Below are 23,833 nucleotides of genomic sequence, written 5' to 3' on the forward strand. Positions count from 1 at the left end.
GCCCGCGGCTCCGCCACACCAGGCGGACCGCGGGCGCGGCGTTTCCACTGATATCGACGCGACTCGCCGACGCCACGCGAGGACCCGTGTGGCGGAGCCGCGTCGCCGTGTGGCGGAGCCGCGCGCCGGGCGGTTGAATCGGGGCATGAGCCGCCCCCAGGCGATCGGCATCGCCCTCGCGTGCACCGCCGCGCTGACGGCATGCACCCAGGCCCAGAGCACCTCTGCCGAGGAGCTGTTCGCGCCGTACGCGCTCGAGCGGGAGACGGTCGACGCCGAGCTCGCGCAGCAGGCGGTCGCGACCGGCGCGTCGATCTACATCGCGGCGCCGATGCTCACCTCGGGCACGCAGGCGGTCATCGAGCTCTCGGCGGACCTCGAGCCGCTCACGCTCGTGGACGTCTCGGGCGCGTCCGTGGGCGCGCTCGCCGAGACGGGTGGCGAGCTTGCCTTCATCGACCGCTCGTGCATCTCCGACAACGGCGGGTACACCTTCTGCAGCCGGACCGGCGTGGTCAGCACGGACGGCGTCGTGGTCGACGAGCCGACGCGCGAGCTCGACCTGGACTCCCACGCGCTCGCCTACGATGCGGACGGCGCGGGCTTCTGGGGAGTGCGGTACGCCTCGACGCCGTGCGACGGCTCGGTCCACGCATGCACGCTCGCTCCCGAGGACGAACCGCTCGACTTCGTCTACGACTGCCAGGTGGTCCATGTGCGCGACGGCGAGGCCGTGTGGGAGTGGTCCGCGCTCGAGCACACGGACCCCGCGATGCTCGACGCCGCCGTGACCACAGAGATCTACAACCCCGTCGACCCGTTCCACTGCAACTCGGCGCAGCCCGACGAGGCCTCAGGGCTGGTCTACGTGTCGATGCGGCACCCGAGCTCGGTCCTCGCGATCGAGCTCGGCTCGGGCGACGTGCGGTGGACCTTCGGGATCGACCGGTCCCCCGCGGCGCTCGCCGTCGACGACCCCGACGGCCTGCTCGGCGACCGGCAGATCCTCAGCGGCAACCACGACTTCCGGTGGCTCGGAGGCACCCGCTACTCCGTCTTCGACAACGGCTCGGGTGACGTGGGTGCCGCGCGGGCGATCGTGTTCTCCGTCGCGGACGGCACCGCGACCATCGAGAACGTGATCGAGGACCCTGCCGGCGTGAGCTCACGATGCACGGGCTCGGCCCGGCCGCTCGACGCCGACGAGGCCTTCTGGGTCATCGACTGGGGGTGCAGCGCGTCCGGCATGTCCGTCATGACCGCGGCAGGCGAGCCGGTCGCGCACCTCACCCTCGACTACGAACGGGCGGTCGAGATGGACCTGCTCATGGACACCGCCGCGGATCAGCCCGACGTGGGCAGCACGGTGACGTACCACGCGGTGGTCGCGGCGCCCGATCTGCTCGCCCGCTGAGGTGCGGCCCCTCCCCGGGGCACGCGACGCGAGAGGTCTAGGCGATCCCCTGCTCGAGCCTCGCGAGCGCCCGGTCGAGGACGTCGACCAACGCATCGTCCGAATGCTGGGCCCACCACACCGATGCCGCGAGGATGCAGCCCGTGACCGCCTGTCCCGCCGCCCGCGCCTCCACGCCGCCCTCGTCGAGGAGCCCGTCCCGCGAGAGCTGGTGCGCGAAGTCCGACGTCATGACGCCCAGGCCCCGGACGCCGGCCGCGAAGACCTCGTCCGACTCGCCGATGATGCGGAACCGCACCCGGTCCAGATCCGTGCCCGACGGCTGATCGGTGAGCACCTGGCGCACCGCGACGCGGAGCCCCGCCATGCCGGGACCCGTGCCCTCGCTCGCGAGCAGGGCGTCGAGCCGCCCGTAGGCGGCGAAGAAGTCGTGCCACACCAGATCTGCCTTGTTGGCGAAGTGACGGAACAGCGTGCGGCGAGAGACGCCGCTGCGGGCCGCGACATCGTCCATCGACACGGCGGCGTAGCCATGCTCGGCGAACAACGCGACGGCCTCCCGGCCGATCTTCTCCGGGTCGGCGATCTGCGGGCGCCCAGGACGTCGATGCTCAGTCACATCGCCCACCCTAGCGTGCGATGTTATGCGTGCTCAGATGGCGGTCGGTGTGGCCTGGTGGAAGACCAGCCGCCAACGGTCGGTCCGCACCCAGATCGAGGACCGCAACGCGGCGCCACGCGAGCCGTGCACGGGCTCCGATGTGTAGCGGACATGCGCGACGCCTGGCGCGAGCTCAGACGCGCTGAAGCCCGTCAGCGGCAGCCTCACGTCGATCTCGACGGGCTCGAGACCCACCTCGTCGTCGCGGCTCCAGACGCGTCCCGACTGGCCGATCTCGACGTACCCGGGCGCGAGGATCGCGTCCATGTACGCGTGGTCGAACCGTGTCTCCGGGCGCCACATCGACTCCTCCAACGCCTGGAGGGTCAGCTCGTCCAGGTGGTCGAGCGCCATGTCATCCCACGCGGTGCAGCCAGCGCACGGGTGCGCCATGACCGGCGTACCGGAACGGTTCGAGCTCCTCGTCCCACGCCGTGCCGAGCGCAAGGTCCATGGTGCGCTTGACGTCCGCGAGGTTGCCGGCGTTGTCGATCGCCGCGCGGATGCGGTCCTCGGGGACCACCGTGTTGCCGTGCGAGTCGATCACCGCGTGGAAGATCCCGAGCGACGGCGTGTGCGACCAGCGACCGCCATCCGAGCCGAAGGACGGCTCCTCGGTGACCTCGTAGCGGACGTGCTCCCAGCCGCGCAGGGCCGACGCGAGGCTGGCCCCCGTGCCCTGCTGGCCCTGCCACGACACCTCGGCGCGGAGCAGACCTGAGCCGGCGGGCTGATCGGTCCAGTCGAAGGAGGCGCGCGAGCCCAGCACTCCCTGTGCCGCCCATTCGATGTGCGGAGTCATCGCGCGGGTCGCGGAGTGCACGAAAAGAACACCACGGGTGATTGCGGCCATGTCCTTTCCTTCCTGTGAGGTGCGTCTTCCCCTACGACCTCGATGGAACCGTCCATGGCACCGGGTGTGCCACGATTCTGCCTCACCCGCGCGCATATCGCCAGCGACGCGCCCCGAGTGTCGGACCCTTGTGCGAGGGTGGCCCTCATGAGCACCAGCGAGAACATCGTCAGCGTCGCGGGGCTGCGCGAGGCCGAGCGGCGCACCATGCTCACGGTCCCGGAGGACACCCTCATGGATCGTGCCGCCACCGCGGTGGCCGATGCGGCCCAGGCCCTCGCGGCCGAGCGCGGGCTCACCGTCGAGGGCCTGCGGGTCTGCGTGGTGGCCGGGTCCGGGAGCAACGGCGGGGACGCGCTGCTCGCGGGCGCTCAGCTCGCGCGCCGAGGCGCCGAGGTGGTCGCGGTCGTCGCCGCCGACCGCGTGCACGAGCGGGGCATGCGTGCGCTCGAGGAGGCGGCGGGCACGGGCGCCGTCTCCGGGGTGGACTTCCCGCTGGGCCGCGAGCGCGTGCTCGACGCCCAGCTGGTGATCGACGGATTCGCCGGGATCGGCGGGAGGCCCGGGCTTCCGGACGACGCCTGGTCGCTGCTGGGACGCGCGGTCGAGGCCGGGCTGCCCATCGTCGCGGTGGACGTGCCGTCGGGCATCGCGGCGGACTCGGCCGCGCTGCCGGACGCCGTCGACGGCGGGGTCCCCCGCCACGTGGTCGCGGACGTCACGGTCACCTTCACCGCGCGCAAGCGGTGCCTGGTCGAGCCGCCCGCCGCCCTCGCCGCCGGGCGGGTGATCCTGGCGGACGTGGGCGTCGCCCTGGACCCCTGACGGCTACCGCGAGGACTCGAGGGACTCGCGCAGCTCGCGCATCGCCTTGCGCCGGACGTCCTTGCGAAGGCGGTCGAGGTAGAGCTTGCCGTCGAGGTGGTCCACCTCGTGGTTGATGAGGCGCGCCCAGATCTCCTCACCATCGATCTCGACCTTGTCGCCGTTGAGGTCGGTTCCCACGGCGCGCGCGTACGCGGGGCGCTCGCACTCGTACCAGAGGCCGGGGACCGAGAGGCAGCCCTCCTCGCCCAGCTCCTGGAACTCTTCGCTCACCTCGACGATCTCGGGGTTGAGGATGTAGCCGATGTCCCCGTCGATGTTCCACGAGAACGCACGGAGCCCCACGCCGATCTGGTTGGCGGCGAGCCCGGCGCGGCCCTCGTAGTCCACGGTCTCGAGCAGGTCCTCGACCAGCTGTCGCACACGCTCGTCGATCGCGGAGATCGGCTCGCAGGGGGTACGGAGGACGGGGTCGCCGATGACTCGGATGTCGCGCATTGCCATGGCGCCTATCCTCCCATGCCTCGGACGCGGGCGTATCGTCGGGATATGACGCTCGAGACCGCGAGACTCCTGCTACGACCGTTCAGTGCCGATGACGCCGCGGACGTCCACGTCTACGCATCGGACCCCGCGGTGTGCCGATTCACCGATTGGGGACCGAACTCCGAGGAGGACACGCGGTCCTGGCTCGCGCACGCGGTCGAGGCAGGGATCCCCGCCCACTGGGCCATCACGCTGCGGGACGATGCGGTGGGCGGCGCGGGTCGCATCGCCGCCGGCACGGTGGTCGGGGGCATCGGGGTGTACGGACAGGACCGCGGTCCGCTGGACTCCACGCCCGGCGTGCGTGAGCTCGGCTGGGTGGTGCGGCGCGACCTGTGGGGCCGCGGCATCGCGACCGAGGCGGTCCACGCCGTGATCGAGGCGTTGCGCGAGGACGATGCGCTCGAGCAGGTCCATGCGCGCTGCCGTCCCGAGCACAAGGCGTCGGCGAAGGTCATGGCGCACCTCGGCCTCGCGCATTCGCACCGCATCGAGAACGACATCCAGCGAGACGGGCAGTGGATGCACTCCGACCTGTACGTCCTCACCCTCGCCCCGTGAGGCCGATGCGCGTGTGGGAGCGCGACGACGTCGCGTCCGCGTGGCCGGTCCCGGGCGCGGCCGACGACAAGTACTCGCGCGGCGTGGTCGGGGTGGTCGCCGGCTCGGAGGCGTACCCGGGCGCAGCGGCGCTCGTGGTCTCGGGGGCGGTGCGCGCGGGCGCCGGCATGGTCCGGTACGTGGGCCCCACCCGGGCGCAGGACCTGGTGCTCGCGCATCGTCCCGAGGCCGTGGTCCACCATCCGGTCGACGCCGCCGAGCGTCTCCCCCGCGCCCAGGCGTGGGTGGTGGGTCCCGGCGTCGCGGACTATCCCGAGCAGGACGCCGCGATCGGTGCCGTGATCGCCGAGTCGGCGCCGATGGTGGTCGACGCCGGAGCCCTCGAGACCGTGGCGCGTGCGCGTGCGGCCGGGGCGCGTGCGATCGGCGCGGAGCGCGTGCTCCTCACGCCGCATGCAGGGGAGCTGGTGCGGACGCTCGGAGCGCTGCGCCACGATGTCACGGCCGCGGATGTCGAGAGGGACAGGGTGGGCCATGCGCGCCTGCTCGCGGAGACGGCACGCGCGACGGTGCTGCTCAAGGGCGCGCTCACGCTCGTCGTGTCCCCGGGTGGGGGCGCGATCGAGCTCCCCCTCGCACCCGCGTGGCTCGCCACGGCCGGGGCGGGCGATGTGCTCGCCGGGATCGCGGGGGCGCTCCTCGCGGCGGGCCTGCGGGCGGATGTCGCCGGCGCGACGGCGGCGTGGGTGCACGCGCGCGCCGCCGAGCAGGCATCTGTGGGCGGTCCTGTCGCGGCGCTCGACGTCGCCACGGCGCTGCCCAAGGTCGTCGCGGGGCTGCTCGCCGGCTGAGCGTCAGAGGGCCCGGTCGACGTCGGGCCAGGTGACCCACACCATCGCGAGCAGCGCGCATGCGACCAGGACGCACAGGACCGCGGCGATCGCGAAGCCGGTGACCACCGTCTCGGACGCCGCCACGCGCGGCAGCAGCAGGCGCGTGAGCGCGGCGACCGAGGCGCACGGCAGCACGATCGCGATCGCGACGAACGCGAGCGCGGCGGGCTCGTCGCTGCCCGCCGCCACCATGCCCGCGGGGATCAACCCGAGGGTCCCACCCATGAGCGCGAACGCGGCCGAGGCACGCGCCGGAGAGGACCCGGCCGTGCGCGAGTGGAGGCGCCGTCCGATGGTGTGCGCGACCGCCGCGATGCCGACCGCGATGATCAGCGCGGTGACCGTGAGCACGGCGGCCTCGGTGTCGTCGACCCCCACGCGGGCCTCGCCCTCGACGCCGGTGAGCGTCTCCCACACCTGCGCCCCCACGTACGCGCATGCGCCCCCGATGAGCGTGTAGAGCGGGACGTCGACCACCGTCGCGATCCACGCCGCGACGAACGGGTCGCGCGGGCCGGCGGTGGCGTCGTTCACCTCCTCAGCGTCCCATGGGCGGGCCGTCAACCGACCGTCCTGAGCGCGAATGTCGCGGAGGATCCAGGCGCGAGGCCCTCGGCGTCCAGCACCGCGCGCTTGACGGGCAGGATGAACGTGCGCCGTTCCTTCGACGGGAAGACGCTGGTGCGCCACGTGGTGGCACCGACCGTGACCTCGACCCGGACCGCACCGAAGCCGCGCCGCGGTCCGTTCTGCGCGTCCTCGATCTCGTCCGCGACGTCGAACGGGAGGTCGGTGAACACCCAGGCCGCCTGGGTGGCCTCCCACAGGTAGAGCGGGGCCTCGAACTGGTAGGTGGTCACCGAAGCGACGCTAGCGCCGCCTCCACGATCCGCGCTACGGGTTCCGTCGCATCGGCACGGAACCCGTACTCGTCTGCCCCGAGCGGCTCGAGGGTGGCGAACTGCGACGCCACGAGCGAGGCGGGCATGAAGTGGCCCTCGCGTGCGGCGCATCGGCGCTGCGCCTCCGCCTCGTCGAGCGCGAGCTCGAGGAACCACACGTCCGGGGCCGACGCACGGATCTGGTCCCGATACGTGAGCCTGAGCGCGCTGCACGCGACCACCATGCCACCGGGCGCCTCGTGCAACCGCGTGCCGACCCTCTGGAGCCACGGCCACCGGTCGGCGTCGGTCAGCGCGACCCCCGCGGCCATCTTGGCGACGTTCGCGGACGGGTGGAGATCGTCTCCGTCGACGAACGGCACGCCGAGCGCGGCCGCGAGCGCGGAGCCCACCGTGGACTTGCCCGACGAGGTCGGCCCCATCACCACGATCGCCGCCATTCCGCCCCTCCCGACGCCGCATGTTTCCCCGGCGTTAAATCTTCACATTTCGGACACTCGACCCGCCGTGCCGGAACTACCATCACCCCAGGGGATCCTGGGAGACGTCGCGCCGCGCCGTGTTTCCGCGATCAGGGGGAAAGGATCCGCGCATGGTGCGACCTGCGTGGGTACCGGCGACGCGCAAGGGCGCACGCCGCATCGGGGTGATCGCCCTGGCGACCATCGCCGTCACGTTCGTGATGAGCCTGGCCGCAGCGCCGAGCCTCGCCGCGCCCCTCATGGCCGCGACCGACGCGGACTATCCGGCGGCGCCCCCGCGTACGGTGGGGATCCTCTGGGCGTTCGCGCTCGAGGGGCCCGACGGGGCCGCGGGCGCGGGCGGCGCGCTCCATCGCGGCGAGAGCATCACGCTCCGCGCGTCGGGGCTGCCGCCCGGCGCGCGGGTCACGGTCGAGCTCCACTCGACCCCGCTGCCCATGGGCGCGGCTGCGGTCGACGCCGCGGGCGACCTCACGCTCGTCGCGGTGGTGCCGGAGGCTGCGGAGTCGGGGTCGCATGAGGTGGTCGCGACGTTGACGGGCGAAGGCCTCGACCCCTCGACCGCCTCGATGGCGGTCACGGTGGCCGACCTCCTCCCGGCGGTCGTGGCGGCGCCCATCCTGATCGATGTCATCGACCCGGCCCCGCTCATCGAGGTCGAGCCCGCACCGGAGCCCGAGGCGAGCGCACCCGCGGCACCCGCACCCGTCCTGGTGCCCGCCGCCGTGCCCGATCCCGTCGCCGTGAGCACCGAGCCCGCACCCGTGCCGACCGACGGCTACCACTGGCTCGCCCCCACGGTCCCGACGCTCGGCGACCTGCACCTGTCCCCCTTGCGGGTCGCTGCGGCGGTGACCCTCGCCTCGGCGTTCCTGCTGCTCGCGGGCATCCCCGCCGAGCTGCTCCAGTCCACGCTCACCGAGAACTACTCGCGCGCGTTCGGGTGGCTCACGCCACGGCGCCGGGGCCGGCGGCGTTCGTGGGTGCGACGCACGCTCGCGCGACCGTGGCTCGCATGCGGCCTCACCGTCGCCCTCGCGACGGCGATCCTCGGGCTGGGGCAGACGGGCTTCCGGTTCGGCGCCGAGGAGGCGATCACCTACCTCAGCCTCTGGCTCTCGCTGACGATCCTCAACGTCGGGCTCAACGCAGGCAGGCTCCTCGCCTCCCGGCGGGGCCTGCGCGTGCCCGGCAGGCTCATGCCCCTGCCGGGCGCGCTCATCGTGGTGACCATCTCGGTCGTGGTCTCGCAGACCCTTCACATCGAGCCCGCGCTGCTGTTCGGCGTGGTGGTGAGCGTCCAGTACGGCCGCGCCGTGTCCACCAGGCACGAGGGCCGGCTCGCGCTCCTCGGGGTCGCGACGGCCTTCACGGTCGGGCTCGTCGCGTGGATCCTGCTCAGCGCGCTCGAGACCGTCTTCGCGGGCTCGGACGGGGTGGCCGTGACGCTGGCCGAGGAGACGCTCGCGGGCGTCGTGCTCGAGACGCTCGCCGCGCTGGTCGTCGGCCTGCTGCCGTTCACCTATCTGGACGGCAAGGCGATCCACGACTGGAGCAGGCGGGCGTGGGCGGGTACCTACTTCGTCGCGGCGGTCGCCTTCGTCATCATCGCCGTGCCGACCGGGGACGACTGGCAGTCCTCGCAGACCCCCCTGCTCACCTGGCTGCTCATCGTCGCGGGCTTCGGCGCGATCGCCCTGACCGCGTGGGCCGCGTTCCGCTTCATCCCGGACCGCCAGCACGCCCCGGGGCACCGCTCCGTGGCGGCCGAGGCGGCAGGCGAGGAACCCGCCGAAGCCGCCGCCGCATCGTCACCCGGCACCTAGGACCTCGGTCCCGGGTGGGACACCCCTCCGGGCTTAGCGTGAAGGGGTGGAGGTCGTCGGCGACCACCCGTGCCGGGCCGCGCATCCGCGCCGCCGCCGCTCCTCCCGGAGGACGCGCGCATGAGGCAGATACGGATTCACGGCCGAGGCGGACAGGGCGTGGTGACCGCCGCGGAGATGCTCGCCCGCGCGGGGTTCCTCGCCGGACATGAGGTCCAGGCGATCCCCTCCTTCGGCTCCGAGCGCACCGGGGCGCCGGTGGTCTCGTACTGCCGGTTCGACGACGCCCCGCTGCGCACTCGCGAGCCCGTCCTGGTGCCCGACGTGGTGCTGGTGCAGGACCCGACCCTGCTGGCCACTGGCGGCGTGTTCGCGGGCCTCGCGGCGGGAGGGCTCGTCATCGTCGACACCACCACCTCCGCCGTCGAGGTACGCGCGGCCGCGGGCGCCCAGGAGGTGGACGCGACCGTCGTCACCGTGCCCGCGACGCCGATCACGCTGAGGCACCTGGGACGGCCCAAGCCGGCCGCCGCGATGCTCGCGGCCTACGCCGCGAGCGCGTCGGACGTGACGCTCGAGGCGGTCAAGCAGGTGTTCCGCGAGCGCTTCCCCGGTGCGGTCGGCGAGGCGAACGCGGCGGCCGCGGACGAGGCGTTCGCGTTCGTGCGGGACGAGCTCACCGGCACGTCCGAGAGCGAGACGGATGCGGCGGCGCTCGAGGCGAGGGAGGTCTGACATGCGCGAGGTGCTTGAGGGATCGCAAGCGGTCGCGCGCACGGTGGCACGATGCCGACCGGGCGTCGTGTGCGCCTACCCGATCTCGCCGCAGACCCACATCGTCGAGGCGCTGTCCGCCATGGCCCGCACGGGCGAGCTCGCGGACTGCGAGTACGTGAACGTCGAGTCCGAGTTCTCCGCCATGTCGGTGTCGATCGGCGCCTCGGCGGCGGGGTCGCGCGCGTACACCGCGACCGCCTCGCAAGGGCTGCTCTACATGGCCGAGGCGGTGTTCAACGCCGCGGGAATGGGGCTGCCGATCGTCATGACGGTCGCCAACCGCGCGATCGGCGCGCCCATCAACATCTGGAACGACCACTCGGATGCGATGGCGTTGCGCGACTCCGGCTGGCTCCAGCTCTACGCCGCCGACAACCAGGAGGCCGCGGACCTCCATGTGATCGCGTTCGCCGCCGCGGAGGAGCTCGAGATCCCCGCCATGGTGTGCATGGACGGCTTCGTGCTCACGCACGCGACCGACGTGCTCGAGCTGCCCACCGCCGCGCAGGTCGACGCGTTCCTGCCGACGTACGCGCCACGGCAGGCGCTCGACATCGACCACCCGACCACCATCGGCACCATGGCGGGGCCCGAGTCCTTCACCGAGACGAAGTACCTCCAGCACCTGCGCTTCCTCGACGCGGCCGGGGTGATCGCCGCATGGTCGGAGCGGTTCCACGAGGCGTTCGGGCGGGAGGCCGGCGGGCTGGTGTCGCGCTACACGGCCGATGCCCTCGAGAGATCGCGCGACGCGGCGCCCGCGGACGAGGGCGACGTCACCGTGATCGCGATGGGGTCGGTCCTCGGGACCCTCCAGGCCGCGCTGCCCGCGCTGCGCGCCGAGGGCGTGCCGGTGAGGCTCGTGGGGATCGGCTCGTACCGGCCCTTCCCGGCCGAGGCGCTGCGCGACGCCCTGGGCGGCTCCCGCACCGTCGTGGTGATCGACAGGGCCCTCGAGCTCGGCTCGGGCGGCGTCCTCACCGGCGACGTCGGCCGCGCCCTCGCCGGCACGCGATCGCGCGTGCACTCGGTGGTGGCGGGCCTGGGCGGCCGGCCCATCCTCGAGGAGTCGCTGCGCGGCGTGGTGCGCCGCGCGCACGCCGGGGAGCTCGGCGCCCTGGAGTTCCTGGACCTCAAGGAGGGCGGCGTCCCCGTCCCGCACGCCGGCGCGACGGAGGTGCACCGATGAGCATCGTCCACATCCCGTTCCTCCAGACCGGCACCCTCGCCGTGGGCGGGCGCCTGCTGTCCGAGGACGAACGTTCCCTCCAGTCGCAGGCCGATCGCCCCTCCTCCCTCACCAAGGGCCACCGCGCGTGCCAGGGCTGCGCCGAGGCGCTCGCCGCGCGCTGGGTGATGGACACCGCCGTCGAGGCTGCGGGCGGGAGGCTCATCGTCGCCAACGCCACGGGATGCCTCGAGGTGTTCTCGACGCTGTACCCCGAGAGCGCGTGGAAGCCGCCGTGGATCCACTCGCTGTTCGCCAACGCCGCGGCCGTGGCGACCGGGATCGTGTCGGCGCTCCATGCGCAGGGGCGCGACGACGTGCGTGTGCTCGCGCAGGGCGGTGATGGCGGGACCGTGGACATCGGTCTCGCGGCGGTGTCGGGGATGTTCGAGCGCAACGACGACGTGCTCTACGTCTGCTACGACAACCAGGGCTACATGAACACCGGCGTCCAGCGGTCGTCCGCCACCCCGGCGGCCGCGCGCACAGCCACCACCCCGGCGGTGGGCCGCTCCCCCGGCCAGGCGTTCGGCCAGGGCAAGTCCATGGTCAAGATCGCGATGGCCCACGAGATCCCGTACGTCGCGAGCGCGACCCCCGCGGACCTGCGCGACCTCGAGGCCAAGGTGCGCACTGCGATGTCGATGCATGGCGCGCGCTACCTGCACGTGCTGGTGCCGTGCCCGGTGGGCTGGGGCTCCGAGTCGTCGCAGTCGATCGCGCTCGCGCGGGCGGCGGTCCAGTCGGGGATCTTCCCGGTGATCGAGGCGCGCGCGGGCGAGCTCACCGATGTGCAGCGCATCCGCGAGCGCGCCGACGTCGAGGAGTACCTGCGCCCCCAGGCGCGCTTCGCCCACCTGTTCAAGACCGGCGGCGAGGATGCGCTCGCGCGTTGGCGTGCGCTCGCCGAGGCGAACATCCGCCGCTACGGCCTGCTGGAGGCACGCTCATGAACGGTCACGACGCCCCTCCGACCATCGGGCTGTCCACGGGCCCCGCGACGTCGCTCGCGTACCACACCGGCACGTGGCGCACCGAGCGGCCCGTCTACGTCGAGCTGGCTCCACCCTGCTCGCTGGGCTGCCCGTCGGGCGAGGACATCCGCGGCTGGCTCGGCTCGACACAGGAGGGCGAGGCGGGCTTCGAGGCCGCGTGGCGGCGGCTCGTCGCGGCCAACCCGTTCCCCGCCGTGATGGGACGCATCTGCTACCACCCGTGCCAGGAGGCCTGCAACCGCGCCGAGGTCGACGAGGAGGTGGGCATCAACGCGGTCGAGCGGTTCCTGGGCGACACCGCGCTCGAGAAGGGCTGGGCGCTGCCGGCGCCCGCCGCATCGTCCGGGCGCCGGGTGCTGGTGGTGGGGTCGGGTCCCGCGGGCTTGTCCGCCGCGTATCAGCTGCGCCAGCTGGGCCATGCGGTGACGGTGCGCGAGGCCGCGGCCGAGCCGGGCGGGATGATGCGCTACGGCATCCCGGCGTACCGGCTGCCGCGCGAGGTGCTCGCGGCGGAGATCCGCCGCATCGAGGACACCGGCGTCGCGATCGAGTGCTCGACGCCCGTCACGTCGCTGGACGATGCGCAGGCGGAGTTCGACGCCGTGGTCCTCACCATGGGCGCCGGGGTCGCGCACCACGTGGACATCCCCGCGGGGGCCGCGTCGCACATCGTCGACGCGATCGACGTGCTGCGCGACGTGGCCGCCGGGAACGCACCGCTGGTGGGGCGACGCGTGGCCGTCTACGGCGGCGGCAACACCGCGATGGACGCGGCACGCACCGCGCGGAGGCTCGGGGCCTCGGATGCAGTGGTGGTGTACCGCCGCACGCGCGAGCAGATGCCCGCGCACCCGACCGAGCTGGACGATGCGGTGGGCGAGGGCGTACGGGTCCAGTGGCTGTCGACCATCGCTGCCGTCGAGGGTCCGCGCGTCACCATCGAGAAGATGTCCCTCGACGAGGAGGGACGGCCGCACGGCACGGGCGAGTTCGAGGAGCTCGACGCGGACACCGTGATGCTGGCGGTGGGCCAGGACGCGGACCTCTCGCTGCTGGCGGGGGTGCCGGACGTCACGGTGGCGGACGGCGTCGTCGCGGTCGACCCGGTGACGTTGATGACCGGGCGGGACGGGGTGTTCGCGGCGGGCGACGTGTCCCCGGGCTCGCGCACCGCGACGTACGCGATCGGGCGGGGGGCGCGGGCCGCTCGTGCGGTCGATGCGTGGCTGGCCGCACGCGTGCTGCCCGCGGAGCCCGTGCAGCGCGAGGCCTCGGCGGAGCGGCTCAATGCCTGGTACTACTCCGATGCGCCCAAGCAGCACCGCGCGGAGCTCGCGGCGGCGCGGAGGGTCACGGGCTTCGAGGAGGTGCTCACCGGCCTCGACGCGGAGCACGCGGTGTTCGAGGCGCGGAGGTGCATGTCGTGCGGATCGTGCTTCGAGTGCGACAACTGCTTCGGGATGTGCCCGGACGACGCGATCAAGAAGCTGGGCCCGGGCATGCGGTACGAGGTCGACTACGACTACTGCAAGGGCTGCGGCATCTGCGCCGCGGAGTGCCCGTGCGGAGCGATCGACATGATCCCCGAGGTCAGGTAGCCGTAGGCTCGCGCTACTCCTTGAGCTCCGCCTGAATCGCGCGGAACGCCCGCTCATACCCAAGCTGCGTCGCCACTCCGTAGTGGAGTGCGCCGTAGGCCTCGTCCGGACTGGTCACGAGCGCGACCGCCGGATCGTCGCCCTTGGCCCTCACGTCGGGATCGATCAGGACGCGCGCGTCCAGGTAGCTGCGGATGTCCCCGTCGGCGGCCTCGCCGTCGGTCGCTGCTGCGATCTCGCGCGCCGCTTCGCCCGCCGCCATCTGGGTACGGATTCGGTGAGAAGACAGCGATATCCCGTCAACCGCGTAGACCACGTCGACGACTCCGTCGCTCACTGTCCACGAGGTGACGTGCACGTAGGGACTCAGCGCTGCCAACTCACCGACCTCCGCTTCAAGGTCGGCATCCATCACACCGTCGCGCTCCTGCCAATGCCCCGCGTCGATCTGGCTCCTCCCGGCGACGAGGCTCGCCTCGATAAATCGTGCGAGCTCGCTTTCCGAGAACAGCGGCTGCGATACCGCGGGCGCGACCGGGAGCGTGCCGTCTTGAACGGCCGCGCCGCTGGTGGCGGGCGACCGGAAAGGCGATGTTGTGAGAACGTTCCAGAGTCCGATCACCACGATCGCGGCGACGGTCGCCATCACCACGCGCACGAAGCGCGACGGTTGCGCACGCCGGCGGGTTGCCGGCGGTCGCAGTCGCGGCCGCGGCGCTGGGCGGGCGCCAGGTCGCGCCCCCAGCCGTGCACCCGGCTGTGGCAGCGCTCGCGTAGTGACCGGTTGTGCGAGCCACGCATCCGACCAGCGCAGTATCCGGTAGAGCTGGTCGACCTCGTCGGGCGCCAACCGCGAGGGAAGCGCCTGCAAACGTGCTGCAAGCTCGGCGCTCCCGAACACCATGACGTCGCTCGGCGCGCCCTGAAACACCAGCTCGGTTGTACTTCCGGTGACGATCGCGACCAGGGGTATCGCCGGGATGTCTCGCAGCGCGGACATCTGCGCCGTGGCAACGACCACGGCCGCCTGGCGACGCGCTTGGCCGTAGTGCTCGAATGCGGCGCCGTCGACGCGCACGACCTCCGACTCGACGACTACCTTCCGACCCCTGTGGTTCTTCGTGTTGACCACGAACACCCCAGGAGGACCGACCACCAGGTGGTCGACATCGCCGATGCCAGGCAACGGGACCGAGTGCAGGACGTGCCAGCTGTCGCCGGGAAGCGCATCGAGGAGCGCGCCCACCAGGACTTCGCCTTCAAGACCCTTCTCGAACCTTGCGAGCTCGCCAGGGTTCCCGCCGCGCGCCCTCAGTTCCGCAATCGTGATGCCGAGCTGCCCGCCCGCAGGGCGACGAGCGAGATCCTCGCCGGGCTGAAGCCCGAAGTCGTTTCGCATCTTCCGCCCCTCATCGCCTGATGTCGGGCACACCGTATCGCCATCGGGTGTCCTGCTGACCGCGGCTGGCGGGTGAATGGCCCATCGAGCCGAGTGGGCGTTCGCTCAGTCGCCGGGCGAAGGCGTCCGCACCAGGGCAGGCTCCCTCACGCGCCCACGCAGGCGACGCTCGAGCGGCTTCTCGACCCACGTGTACGCCGCTCCTGCCGCCGCGACCGAGGCCACGAGCGCGCCGACGATCGCCAGCAGCGACGGCGCGAGGTCCGTGCCCACCGCGCCAGGCAGCGCCTTGTCGACGACGCCGCTCACGCTCACCAGGATCAGCGAGTGCGCGAGATAGAAGCTGTACGACCAGTCGCCGAGCACCACCAGGCGCCGCGACCGGTAGGGGGACGATGCGCCGTCCTGGTCCGCCGCGGCAGCTGCGGCGATGAGGAGCACCAGCGGGACGAGCGTCACGGAGACGTCGCCGAAGGCCTCCGGCACCGCGCCCGCCGCGAAGTACGCCGCCACGGAGAGGGCGCTCGCTGTGCGCAGCCCGACCGGCGAGCGCCACCCCCGCAGCATCGCGTGCGCGAGCGCCATGCCGATGACGAACTCGGTGATGCGCTGGAGCGGCAGGATGTAGACCGCCCAGCTGCCCACGGGCCCGCTGCCGAGCGCGACCACCACCGCCGGCACCGCGACGATCGCGGCGACCGAGACCACCAGCAGCGCGCGCCGCGGCCGCGCCCGCGGCACGACCACCGCGAGCACGGGGAACATGAGGTAGAAGAAGAGCTCGTCGGCCACCGACCAGGAGACCTGGTTGCCCGCGTGGTAGATCGCGGCGTCGGGGAACCACGACTGGATGCCGAGCATCGCGGGGGTGGCCCGGAGGACGATGTCGGAGATCGCCACTCCCCCGCTGATCGCGAACGCGACCGGGAACGAGGCGAGTTGGGAGAGCCAGTAGACCGGCAGGATGCGCGCGGCGCGCCTGCGGTAGAACGCGCGCGGCGCATCGTCGGGACGGCGCGACCACATGAGGACGAAGCCGCTGAGGATGAAGAAGAACGAGACGCCCACGCGGCCCTGCGTGAGCCAGTCCTGGGCAAAGCGCCCGACCGGGTTGTCGGCCGGCAGCCGCGGCAGGGCGTGGGTGAGGAACACCGCGAGGGCCGCGACGAAGCGCAGACCCGTCAGCGAGTCCAGCCGAATCCCCCCGGTCCGCATGCGGTCACCGTAGCGACGATCTCCACAAATGGCCAGGAAAACGCGCAAAACGGGCGGGGCCTGCGCATCGTCCCCCCTGCACCCCGCTGACATACGGTTGCCCGCACAGCGCTGTGCTGACGCTCATGTGTCAGCGCGACGGCGACCCGGACGCGACGAAGGCCCGCCGCGGCCGCCGTGAGGCGGACCGCGACGGGCCTCCGTCGAGACGCTGAGTTACAGCGGGCGGATGTTCGCCGCCTGCATGCCCTTGGGGCCCTGCTCGGCGTCGAACTCGACACGCTGGTTCTCCTCGAGCGTGCGGTAGCCCGAGGAGTTGATCGCGCTGAAGTGCGCGAAGACGTCGGCGGAGCCGTCGTCGGGAGCGATGAAGCCGAAGCCCTTCTCGGCGTTGAACCACTTGACGATGCCAGTAGCCATGATGCTGTTCCTTCTGTGTTGCTTGACCGCGGTGCGGCCGATGATACGTCGCCGGCGACGCCGACGTGCGTCGATCCCGTCGACCGAGGCCAACGGAAGTCTATGTGGATCCGGTCACGCCGAACAGCGTGGTGACGCTGGCGTGGAGGGACTCGCGATCCGGGCGGAGATGTACACGCCTGGGCGCTGGTGGTGCTCGGAACCCGGGTCCGCCGGGCTCGACGCGCATGCGAGCGGTTGCTCGCGATTGTTCAGTGTACGGCATGGTCGACGCCTGGCCCAGAGACGACGCGCGGGGCGCCTAGGACATCGCCTGCGCGCCGACCACCCTCAGCAGCGCGAGGCGCTCGACGCTGTCCGCGCTCTCGGGGACTCCTCGGATGCCTCCGTGCATCGTGCCGCGAGCCCGGCGAGGCGCCCATCGCCGGCCGATCATGGACCTGCAGGTCGCACCGGGTGCAGGATACAAAGGTGGCCGAAGCGAACGGTTCCGCAAGCGAGGACCTCAGCGCGCCGCAACGACACCGCGCCGACCAGTTGGCGATCCTACGCAGCACGAACCCGCTCGGGTACGTCACCGTCCGTTTCCTCGCGTACTGCACCGTGGTTCTTGCGGTGTCGTTCGTCGTCGACGGATTGGGCGGGCTCTTCGCGCTCGTCGCCACCAACGACCTCCTGCTGATGTGGCTGGCCGACGAATGGACCATCAGCGACGAGGACCGGTCAACCGCTCTCGCCGCGGGCTCCGGGCTCCCGTTCGACGCGGTGAGGGCGGTGCTGATCGTCTCGTTGATCGCACTCCTCCCGGTCGCACAGCTTGCCGCTACACGCAAGATGCCGCAGGGCGTCGAGGCGATGCGCAAGGCCGTGCTCGACGGTCCGCGCTGGCAGGGGGCGTGGCGGGCCGCAGCACGCCACGGGCCCGCGGTCCGCACGGCGGCGATCATCGCGCTCGTCACCGTGCTCACCGTGATCGACCTCCGGCACAGCGCGGCGGCGGGATGGGAGGACTGGTACTGGACGGCGTTCGGCGCGCCGATCGTGCTTCTCCTGGCATTCCTCGTGGATTGGATCGGCCGTGGCGGCGGGTTGATGCTCACGAACATGCTCCCCACCCACCTCGGCATCTCGGGGGACGATGTCGCGCACGCCGAGCGCGATGCCGCGGCAGCCGACGAGGCCGCGGCCCTGCTGCGGTGGCCCGCATATCCCGAGACTCGGTTCGTCACCGCCGCGCGCGTCTTCGCAAGCCCTCCACCGCCGTCAGGGCGCCGCGAACGCCGCCGAGTCGCCACGTGGACGGGCACCCCGACAAGTGTCGAGGCCCTGGCGACGGAGCTCGTGGTGGGCGCACTGCTCGAGGCGCGCGAACGCGGGTACGCGACAGTCAGCAGCGACGGCGGCCAACGCACGCAGGTCACGGCGACGCTCCCGCAAGGCCTTCAACCGGAGGGTCTCGCCGCTCTGGTCGTCGGTCGCCACCCGGAAGGCATGGCACCCGGCCGCACGGTTGACGGCCGCCTCCCGGCGCTGCTCAGCGAGATGGCGTCGGTGGACCCCCACGGTTCGGTCATCCGCCTCGCACTCGCCGATCTCGAGTCCCTCGGGGTCGCGGCACCGCATGGGAACTCATGGGAGCTCTCAGCGGAACTCCTGGCTGAGAAAGAGGCATCAGGGCGATGTGAAGGTGGATCCGTACCGCCGCGCCACGCCCCGCTCGACGGACTCGAGATCGCGAGGCTCCGCAAGGAGGTGGCGCACACGTTGCGCCGCACACGCACTTCCGACGCATACCAGGGCGAAGGACCGGTCGGGATGCTGAGCTGCATCAGCATCAGGATCGATGAGTCGCACCAGCGAAGCGGCTTCCAGCTGCCCGGGTGGACATCGTCTACATGAGGGCCGTGACCGCGCGGCGAGGACCCGTGCGCTGCGCGCGCCTTGCGCTCAGAGATCGCAGGGGCACCCCGCGTGGCCACGACTCGCAATTGACTGTCCAGGGACTACGTCCTGCGGTGGAACCCCCGGCCCATCGCCGTTCTGCGAACAGCCCAATCTAGGCGCGGACTTCCATCCGAGGAGCACGTCTACCAGGAACGATGCTCGGCGCCTGCTCGCGACATGCTACGCCGTTCGAGCGCCGTCACCCCAGACCGCAGCACTGTCCACCGACCCCGCCAGTCCCCTGCCGGCCCTCCACGCGTCTACTCGTGCTCAGGCAGCCGCGGTGCCGACACACCAGGGTCACGACCGATGAGCGCGGCGCGCGTGACGGCGGCGGAGCCGAATCGATCGCGGACCGCATCGAGGGCGGTGTCGATGCGCGCCCCGTCGTGCCAGTCGATCGGAAGCTCGGGCTGCAGCGTGCCGGCGCTGGTGAGGTGCGCGAGCGAGACGCCGATGAGGGTGACGCCCCGGCCAGCGATGTCGGGACCCGCCGCAGCGAGCAATCGCTGGGCGACGCCGAGCAGTACCTCGGTGCGATCGGTAGGCGCGCCGAGCGTGCGCGATCGGGTCGCCTTCGTGAAGTCGCCGTAGCGAAGCCTCAGGACCACGGTGGCGCACGCCGATCCGCGATCGCGCAGACGCTTCGCCAGACCGTCGACGATCTGAGTGAGGATCAGCCCGAGCTCACCGCTGGTGTACGACCGATTGCCGAGCGCGCGCTGCGAGCCGATGGACCCGTGGCGCTTGGTCGCCTCGACCGGCCGAGGGTCCCGGAGCCGGGCGAGCGCGTGCAGATGCGCGCCGGCCGCCTTGCCGAGCCACCGCTCGGCGGTCGCCGCCTCGAGCTCGGCCAGCTGCCCGACCGTGTAGACGCCGTTGCTGTGCAGCTTCTCCGCGGTCACCGCGCCGACGCCCCAGAGCCGTTCGACGGGGAGCGGATGAAGGAACGCCTCCTCGTGGTCCGGCGCCACCACGAGGAGCCCGTCGGGCTTGCTGACCGCGCTCGCAACCTTCGCGAGGAACTTGGTTCTCGCGACGCCCACCGAGATCGGGAGCCCGACCTCGGCACGCACGCGTTCCCGCAGGCGCACGGCGATCCCCTCGGGAGTCCCGGCGATGCGGCGAAGCCCGCCCACCTCGAGGAATGCCTCGTCGATCGAGACTCCCTCCACGTACGGCGTGGTGTCGTGGAAGATCGCGAACACCGCACGGCTCGCCGCGGAGTAGGCCTCCATACGGGGAGGGACGATGATCGCGTCGGGACAGAGCGCACGCGCCCGCTGCACGCCCATCGCGGTGCGCACGCCCCGGGCCTTCGCCTCATAGCTCGCGGCCACCACCACGCCGCCGCCCACGATCACGGGCCGTCCGCGCAGTGCGGGCTCGTCGCGCTGCTCGACCGAGGCGTAGAACGCGTCGAGGTCGGCGTGGAGCACCGTCGCCTCTCCGCGCATCCCTCACCTCCCGTCGCCACACGCTCTTCCAGGAATGGTCTCACCGGCGCCAGACACCGCGTGGGCGCGCCCCAGTGTTGGTCGACGTCGATCAACACCGGGGCAGACGCCCTTCGAGGCGTTCTGCCGCGGCTCATCACACCCGCCGCGCGGCACCAAGCTCCGCACGGGCACGGCCAAGGCAGCCCGATCCGCTCGAGCACGACGGCTCACCAGACATCGAACGAACAACGAGTGGACGAACGCCCGCATCACGAGTGCGCGCACAGTGGCGAAGACTCGGAATTGACTGACCAGGAGGTATGCCGTACTGCCCGAGTCCCCAGTCCATACCTGTTTTCCGTACAGTCCATCCGGAACGATCCCACCCTCGCAACAGTTACGTCTACCAGCCACGACGCCGACGGCGAGTTCGAGGCGTGGCACCATCTTCCCGGACCGCCACGCGGGGCCTGAGCGCAGTCCAGCGATCTCGCCTCGCCCGCGTCGACTGCCGAGACGCCCACGACGCACCATCTCCACGCCGGAACGAGAGTCCTCGTCCCGTGAGTCACACCGGCTGATCGCGAGGCCGCGACATCCCGGGTCGCAGGTCCACCTCTCCCCCGATGCTCAGCGGGGACGCCCAACAGTGCCGGGCACCCGGCTTGGAGGAGCGTCGGTCCTCGGTCCGGACCCTCGCGCGACAGAGTGTCAGGAAACTCTTGCGCCGGAGCCAGCACGCACCGCTGCGAGTGCGCCTGCGGCAAGTTCAACGTCGGGGGGCAGCGCGTGCATCACCGGTCCGCAATCCCTGCTGCGGCGACCGGTGATTGACCGTGGTCGGCCACCGGCGTCGCGGTGGTGCGGAATGGACAGCCGCCGCCGCCGACACTTCCGCCTCGGGGCTGCCGCTGATTGGATGGCCGCATGCTGCAGATCGCGAGTGGGATGTACTTCACCGAGCAGGACTGTCACGAGACTGTCCACCGGCGGGTGGTCTATAGCAATGGCATCCGCATGAACGCCGATGACATCGAGCTGCCCATCGGAACTCTGCGGTTCACCAACGCGCTCGGCTCGGTGGCCCCATTAACCGTGGAGGCGACTGACCGGCTGCCGAAGTTCAACCCCGACGGGACGGAGTCTTTCCACATTGCGACGAGCGGTGACGAGCTGATCGACGACATGGTCGACGTGGTCGCCTTCGGCTTGGACATAGTGGTGCTGTCGGACTCGGTGCTTGTCGAGAGCCTGGTCGCGGGCACGCGCCCGAGCGGCCCCGCTCGTGGGAAGCGTCTACGCCGTGTCCTCGAGCCTCAGCGGACAATCACGGACGATGAGATCACGTCGCTGCGTCATTTCTGCGCGCAGCTGCTCGCGCTGCGCCGGCCGGAGTTCGAGGCCGCGATGCGCGCGATCCGCAGGGTGTCGGACGCGATTGCGATGTCGTCGAGCGACGTCACGCTCTCGTACACGTTGCTGGTCGCGGCGCTCGAGTCGCTGTCGGCAGCCGCGGAGGTGCCCGACACGCCTTGGGAGAACTACCCGAACGAGAAGCGCAGGCTCATCGAGGCGGCCACGAACGACCTCACTCCCGAGCAGCGCGATGCGGTCCACGCGGCGGTACTGGAGGCCGAGAAGTTCGGCGCGACAGCGAAGTTCAGGGCGTTCGTGATCGATCACGTAGGCGAGGACTACTACCGCTCGGGTGCGGTGGGCGCCACACGCCCCATCCGAGATGTCGACCTGCGCAACGCGCTGAACTTCGCCTACAAGGCGCGCTCGCAGTCACTTCACGAACTGCGTGACCTTGCTCCAGAGCTCTGGGTGCTACCGGACGACGAGGACACGACGTGGCACCGGGGCACGATCGTCCTGACGCTGGAAGGGCTGCACCGCCTGTGTCAGCACGTGATTCGGGAGTTCGTCGCTCGCGCGTCGACAGAGTTCGACGAGAGCTTCTGTCACAGGTACGGCGACTCGCTCCCCGGGATCGTCAAGGTGCGATTGGCAACTCAGTACTGGATCCACCTCGAGCGCAACTTCGATGCAAGCGCAGTCCCGCGGCTGTTCTCGGCGCTCGTCGAGATGGTCACGGCGACGATTGGAGGCCAGACCGAGGCCATCGCCGACATGTCGAATCCGCTGGGGCGCATCGAGGAACTGCTCCCTGGCGAGAACAAACCTGCCAACCAACTTCCGATGATCGCCACGTACGTCCTGTGGCAATTGGTGATGCGACCCGAGCATCGGCGGGACGACCCGGGCGGGTTGTGCGAGAAGTTTGCGCCACTTCTCAACGAGCCCAGCATCTACTCCGCGGCGGTGGGGATCCTCACTGGCAACGACCTTCCGTGGGGTGACGATGAACTCGCAGCACTGGTCGACAATCGCGAGAAGTCGCTGCGCAGCACCAGCAACTCAACGCTCGAACTGCCGCCACGCCTCGATGCAGCACTCCAACTCGAACTTGCACAACGCGCATTCGCGGCCGGCAACCAGGTCACCGCAGAGACGAGGATCGCGAAGGTGGTCGAACTGATCCCTGGCGACGAAGCGCTGATGGCGCTCGAGGCAGACATGCACTCGGGGGCATTCGAAAAGGTCGGCCTGCGCGATTTCGTTCGAGGCCACATACCCGTGCCGCCGGAAGCGTAGATCTCAAAGAGTCATGCTCACGTGACCCGCGACGGAGGCCACCGTCGCGAACGCGAGCGCGCTGGAACGCAAAGCCGGCACTTCGATCCAGAGTCGAACGCACGCTGGGCTCGCCCCCGGCGCACCACCCGGGCACCCGACTTGAGGCGCGGCGGCATCGCTCGGGTGACGTCTGAGCCGTCTCATCACCGCTGACGCGGCATCAGCCCTATCTGGCAAGGCCCGGCGCGAGGAGTTCGGCCATTGGACGGCTGCCGTCGTTCAGAGCGCGCTCCATTTCGTCGAGATCCCGCAGCGTAAGGACTCCCGACAACTCAAGTGTGGCCGTGAAGTGGAGTCTTGCACCCGCACGACGGATCGCATCGTTCAGTGCCCCCAGGGCGGTCTCGCGGAGAGCCACAATGAGACGTTCGAATTGAATGGCGCGCCACGCCTTCTGGGGGTCAAGTAGATCCTCGGCATAGAGCGACCTCGCGGTCCAGCCAGTGTCACGGGTCGAGCGAAGGACAACGTCGCTGGTCTTCCGCTTCAGGGTTTCAAGGTCGAACCCGCTGTTCGCACCGTGCCGCCCCGTCGTGAAATCCATCATTACGGACACCTCATCGCCGGAGGCGCGGATTGCCGCGAGGGCTCGATCGAGGTGCCGTCGCAAGGCCTTCGGTGGACGCACAACAACGAGCGTCTCCTTGTCGATTGGCTCGTCTACGATCCGCGACCTGCCATCCGAGTCAACGTGTCTTGCGCGGTAGTGGTAATGACCGAATCGCCTCGATACAAACTCACGCTCAAGGATGTGGACTTGGAACGCGACCGGGTCAACAACTCCCTCGTCTTGACGAAAGTACTCAATCTCGAGGTACATCTCGCCTTCGCCAAGCCGCAAGAGCGCGGATTGGATGTAGTCGTGGAAGGCCTCGTGGAGAGTTCCGTGACGGTAGCCAACGACCGGTAGCGCATCAGTGATGAGTCTCGTTGCGGTGTCGTCAGCTGGTTCTACCGTGAGCGCGAAGCCGCGCCCCGCAGAGTTTCGATACGGCAGGGCGTGCGTGTGGAGATCGTCGAAGAACATGTGCTCGTGCCCGACCCGCTCGGGCCGCTGTGCTCGTGGAGAAACTGGCTGCACATAGTTGTCTCGTTGCTGCCGATTGCGGCCGTCAAGTGAGCCAATCATCCTTTCGAAGGGGTTCTCGAACACGA

General features: G+C 71.0%; 23 protein-coding genes. 11 read left to right on the plus strand and 12 right to left on the minus strand.

What is annotated here, in order from left to right:
- Positions 1-145: 145 nt before the first annotated feature.
- A complete protein-coding gene (locus AOM06_RS05770) occupies positions 146-1,414 on the plus strand; it encodes an aryl-sulfate sulfotransferase (protein ID WP_062303786.1) in 1,269 nt (422 codons plus the stop codon).
- A gap of 37 nt (positions 1,415-1,451) precedes the next feature.
- Here the strand turns inward: AOM06_RS05770 and AOM06_RS05775 are convergent, their stop codons facing one another.
- From AOM06_RS05775 to AOM06_RS05785, 3 genes are read right to left on the minus strand one after another with little or no spacing between them, the layout of a single operon-like run.
- On the minus strand, positions 1,452-2,033 hold the full coding sequence (locus tag AOM06_RS05775) for a TetR family transcriptional regulator (protein WP_062303787.1): 582 nt from the start codon (positions 2,031-2,033) through the stop codon (positions 1,452-1,454).
- A gap of 33 nt (positions 2,034-2,066) precedes the next feature.
- Positions 2,067-2,429 carry a nuclear transport factor 2 family protein gene (locus AOM06_RS05780; RefSeq protein WP_062303788.1) on the minus strand — a complete coding sequence of 121 codons (363 nt, stop codon included), beginning with the start codon at positions 2,427-2,429 and terminating at the stop codon, positions 2,067-2,069.
- Position 2,430: 1 nt separating this feature from the next.
- Positions 2,431-2,928 (minus strand): DUF3145 domain-containing protein, encoded by a 498-nt coding sequence (locus AOM06_RS05785; RefSeq protein WP_062303789.1) that lies wholly within the window; start codon positions 2,926-2,928, stop codon positions 2,431-2,433.
- A gap of 147 nt (positions 2,929-3,075) precedes the next feature.
- Here AOM06_RS05785 and AOM06_RS05790 point away from each other — a divergent pair, with 147 nt between their 5' ends.
- Entirely contained in the window at positions 3,076-3,753 is a 678-nt protein-coding gene (locus tag AOM06_RS05790) for an NAD(P)H-hydrate epimerase (RefSeq protein WP_062303790.1), read from the plus strand.
- 3 nt (positions 3,754-3,756) lie between these two features.
- Here AOM06_RS05790 and def read toward each other — a convergent pair whose 3' ends face one another.
- Entirely contained in the window at positions 3,757-4,257 is a 501-nt protein-coding gene (gene def / locus AOM06_RS05795) for a peptide deformylase (RefSeq protein WP_062303791.1), read from the minus strand.
- A gap of 45 nt (positions 4,258-4,302) precedes the next feature.
- On the opposite strand from def, the gene AOM06_RS05800 reads away from it, so the two are divergent.
- Complete coding sequence (locus tag AOM06_RS05800) at positions 4,303-4,860, plus strand: GNAT family N-acetyltransferase (protein ID WP_062303792.1); 558 nt, start codon at positions 4,303-4,305, stop codon at positions 4,858-4,860.
- A gap of 5 nt (positions 4,861-4,865) precedes the next feature.
- Positions 4,866-5,711 carry an ADP-dependent NAD(P)H-hydrate dehydratase gene (locus AOM06_RS05805; protein WP_062303793.1) on the plus strand — a complete coding sequence of 282 codons (846 nt, stop codon included), beginning with the start codon at positions 4,866-4,868 and terminating at the stop codon, positions 5,709-5,711.
- A 3-nt stretch (positions 5,712-5,714) separates the two neighbouring features.
- On the opposite strand, the gene AOM06_RS05810 is transcribed toward AOM06_RS05805, so the two are convergent.
- Genes AOM06_RS05810 through AOM06_RS05820 form a run of 3 tightly spaced genes read right to left on the minus strand, consistent with a single transcriptional unit; the run spans position 5,715 to position 7,095 of the window.
- Entirely contained in the window at positions 5,715-6,287 is a 573-nt protein-coding gene (locus AOM06_RS05810) for a hypothetical protein (RefSeq protein WP_062303794.1), read from the minus strand.
- Positions 6,288-6,313: 26 nt separating this feature from the next.
- The gene (locus AOM06_RS05815) at positions 6,314-6,613 is read right to left on the minus strand and encodes a DUF1905 domain-containing protein (RefSeq protein ID WP_062303795.1); all 300 of its coding nucleotides are present in this window, start codon (positions 6,611-6,613) and stop codon (positions 6,314-6,316) included.
- Positions 6,610-7,095 (minus strand): gluconokinase, encoded by a 486-nt coding sequence (locus AOM06_RS05820; protein ID WP_062303796.1) that lies wholly within the window; start codon positions 7,093-7,095, stop codon positions 6,610-6,612. The genes AOM06_RS05815 and AOM06_RS05820 overlap by 4 nt, the downstream gene beginning before the upstream one ends.
- Positions 7,096-7,247: 152 nt before the next feature.
- Between AOM06_RS05820 and AOM06_RS05825 the strand changes: the two genes are divergently transcribed.
- From AOM06_RS05825 to AOM06_RS05845, 5 genes are all read left to right on the plus strand, one after another.
- Positions 7,248-8,963 (plus strand): hypothetical protein, encoded by a 1,716-nt coding sequence (locus AOM06_RS05825; protein ID WP_062303797.1) that lies wholly within the window; start codon positions 7,248-7,250, stop codon positions 8,961-8,963.
- 120 nt (positions 8,964-9,083) lie between these two features.
- The gene (locus tag AOM06_RS05830; protein WP_062303843.1) at positions 9,084-9,698 is read left to right on the plus strand and encodes a 2-oxoacid:acceptor oxidoreductase family protein; all 615 of its coding nucleotides are present in this window, start codon (positions 9,084-9,086) and stop codon (positions 9,696-9,698) included.
- A 1-nt stretch (position 9,699) separates the two neighbouring features.
- Positions 9,700-10,929, plus strand: coding sequence for a transketolase C-terminal domain-containing protein (locus AOM06_RS05835; protein ID WP_082105348.1), 1,230 nt, complete (start codon positions 9,700-9,702; stop codon positions 10,927-10,929).
- Positions 10,926-11,921 (plus strand): thiamine pyrophosphate-dependent enzyme, encoded by a 996-nt coding sequence (locus AOM06_RS05840; RefSeq protein ID WP_062303798.1) that lies wholly within the window; start codon positions 10,926-10,928, stop codon positions 11,919-11,921. The genes AOM06_RS05835 and AOM06_RS05840 overlap by 4 nt, the downstream gene beginning before the upstream one ends.
- On the plus strand, positions 11,918-13,561 hold the full coding sequence (locus AOM06_RS05845; protein ID WP_062303799.1) for an NAD(P)-binding protein: 1,644 nt from the start codon (positions 11,918-11,920) through the stop codon (positions 13,559-13,561). Before AOM06_RS05840 ends, AOM06_RS05845 begins: the two co-directional genes overlap by 4 nt.
- A 13-nt stretch (positions 13,562-13,574) precedes the next feature.
- On the opposite strand, the gene AOM06_RS05850 is transcribed toward AOM06_RS05845, so the two are convergent.
- From AOM06_RS05850 to AOM06_RS05860, 3 genes are all read right to left on the minus strand, one after another.
- Positions 13,575-14,960, minus strand: a complete 1,386-nt coding sequence (locus AOM06_RS05850; RefSeq protein WP_062303800.1) for a nuclease-related domain-containing protein — start codon at positions 14,958-14,960, stop codon at positions 13,575-13,577.
- 105 nt (positions 14,961-15,065) lie between these two features.
- Positions 15,066-16,175 carry an acyltransferase family protein gene (locus tag AOM06_RS05855; protein ID WP_062303801.1) on the minus strand — a complete coding sequence of 370 codons (1,110 nt, stop codon included), beginning with the start codon at positions 16,173-16,175 and terminating at the stop codon, positions 15,066-15,068.
- A gap of 216 nt (positions 16,176-16,391) precedes the next feature.
- The gene (locus tag AOM06_RS05860) at positions 16,392-16,595 is read right to left on the minus strand and encodes a cold-shock protein (RefSeq protein ID WP_062303802.1); all 204 of its coding nucleotides are present in this window, start codon (positions 16,593-16,595) and stop codon (positions 16,392-16,394) included.
- Positions 16,596-17,066: 471 nt separating this feature from the next.
- Between AOM06_RS05860 and AOM06_RS05865 the strand changes: the two genes are divergently transcribed.
- On the plus strand, positions 17,067-18,494 hold the full coding sequence (locus AOM06_RS05865) for a hypothetical protein (RefSeq protein ID WP_062303803.1): 1,428 nt from the start codon (positions 17,067-17,069) through the stop codon (positions 18,492-18,494).
- Between the two features lie 305 nt (positions 18,495-18,799).
- On the opposite strand, the gene dinB is transcribed toward AOM06_RS05865, so the two are convergent.
- Positions 18,800-19,996 carry a DNA polymerase IV gene (gene dinB, locus AOM06_RS05870; RefSeq protein ID WP_062303804.1) on the minus strand — a complete coding sequence of 399 codons (1,197 nt, stop codon included), beginning with the start codon at positions 19,994-19,996 and terminating at the stop codon, positions 18,800-18,802.
- Between the two features lie 909 nt (positions 19,997-20,905).
- On the opposite strand from dinB, the gene AOM06_RS05875 reads away from it, so the two are divergent.
- The gene (locus AOM06_RS05875; protein WP_062303805.1) at positions 20,906-22,636 is read left to right on the plus strand and encodes a hypothetical protein; all 1,731 of its coding nucleotides are present in this window, start codon (positions 20,906-20,908) and stop codon (positions 22,634-22,636) included.
- Between the two features lie 208 nt (positions 22,637-22,844).
- Here AOM06_RS05875 and AOM06_RS05880 read toward each other — a convergent pair whose 3' ends face one another.
- Entirely contained in the window at positions 22,845-23,831 is a 987-nt protein-coding gene (locus tag AOM06_RS05880; protein ID WP_156163600.1) for a hypothetical protein, read from the minus strand.
- Between the last annotated feature and the right edge of the window lie 2 nt (positions 23,832-23,833).

It is taken from the genome of Demequina subtropica (assembly GCF_000971235.1).
GTDB lineage: Bacteria > Actinomycetota > Actinomycetes > Actinomycetales > Demequinaceae > Demequina > Demequina subtropica.